The sequence below is a fragment of the Deinococcus sp. genome (genome assembly GCF_018260405.1).
Lineage (GTDB): Bacteria > Deinococcota > Deinococci > Deinococcales > Deinococcaceae > Deinococcus.
In genome coordinates this window covers 1-1,571 of sequence record NZ_JAGLBG010000202.1, presented here as the reverse complement: position 1 = coordinate 1,571, position 1,571 = coordinate 1, and the positions used below count along the sequence as shown (strand labels likewise).

Below are 1,571 nucleotides of genomic sequence, written 5' to 3'. Positions count from 1 at the left end.
GCTCGGGCAGGGGCTGACCGTCGGGACCGAGAATCTTGCCGTAGAACATGTGCGGCGTGGCCTGCTCGATCCGCACCGGGTAGATGCCCGCGCCACCCGCGCCGATGGCCTTGGGCACCACCGTCGGGTGATTGCCGCGCGTGTGGCCTTCCAAAAAGCCCTCGCTGTGGGCGTCGCCGCGCAGTAACACTTCCTGAACCGTGCCGACCTTCTCGGCGTTCTTGCGGGCGGCCCACTCCTTTTGCTTGATAATCAGACGTTGCAAACGCTCGGTCTTGAGTTCGCGGGGCAGGTCCTCGAAGTGTCTGTAACTGGGCGTGCCGGGGCGCGGCGAGTAGATGAACATGTAGGCGCTGTCGTAACCGACCTCGTCGTACAGGCTCAGCGTGTCTTGAAAGTCTTCCTCGGTTTCGCCGGGAAAGCCCACGATGATGTCGGTGAACAGCACCACGTCGGGAATGTGCCTGCGAATATCCGCAATGTGCTGGAGATACTTTTCACGGTTGTACTCGCGGGCCATACGGCGCAGCACCCGGTCTGAGCCGCTCTGCACTGGCAGGTGAACGAATTCGCAGATGGCGGGAGTCTCGGCCATCGCTGCCGCCACGTCCACCGTGAAGTTCATGGGGTGCGAGGTCGTGAACTTGACGCGCTTTACGCCCGAGCGCCCCACCATTCGCAGCAGGTCGGCAAAGCTGGGGTATCCGGCGAGTTTAGCGCCCTGATCCACACCGTAAGCGTTGACGTTCTGGCCCAGCAGCGTGACTTCTTGCACGCCCGCCGCCAGTTGCAAGTCGAGTTCGCGCAGAATGTCGTCGGGGCTGCGGCTGACCTGCGGCCCGCGTGTGGTCGGCACGATGCAGTAGGTGCAGTGGTGGTCGCAGCCGCGCATGATGGTCAGGTGCGCCTGCAATTTGCCCTGCGGCGCTGGGGGAATATGCCCGTGCAGTTCGTCCTTGAATTGCAGCCCCCAGAAGCGTTCGTTACTTTCGAGCGCCTGACCGATATCCAGCAGGCTGCCCGGCCCCAGCAGCACGTCGACCTCGAACTTGCGGGCAATCTGCTGGCCTTCTTCGAGTTGCGCGAGGCAGCCCATCATGCCGACCACCAGCGGGCGCTGCTGCTTTTGCTTACGCAGGTTGCCCAGCACGCTGCGAACCTTGTCGACCGGCTTGCCGCGCACCGCGCAGGTGTTAATAAGCACGAAATCGGCCTCGTCGGGGCTATCTACCATATCTGCGCCGAAAGAAACCAGTTGAGACTCGACCAGATGGGTGTCGTACTCGTTCATCTGGCAGCCGTAAGTAATGACGTGGGCCTTCATCGTTGTACCTGCATACTTGCTCCTCGGCCTGACGGAGGGATTCCGGGGCCTTTTCACCGCCCGCTGCTGACGGCAATAGGGCACAGTCTAGCGCACAGGCGTACTGCTGGCCTCAAGGGTCCAGGGCAACCGCAAAGTCGGAGACTGCATAACATTTGATAAGTAGCCACTAAGCAGGCTGGCTATTTTTACTGTATCCATCGGCCAAATACTCTCGGCATGGCGAAGCGTGATTTTCAAACGAAAA

Annotated in this window: 1 protein-coding gene; it reads right to left on the bottom strand. The window is 61.0% G+C overall.

The features are described 5' to 3' along the window. On the bottom strand, window positions 1–1,324 hold a 1,324-nt coding region (gene miaB / locus QZ269_RS13050), incomplete at its 3' end, for a tRNA (N6-isopentenyl adenosine(37)-C2)-methylthiotransferase MiaB (RefSeq protein ID WP_291427129.1). Between the last annotated feature and the right edge of the window lie 247 nt (window positions 1,325–1,571).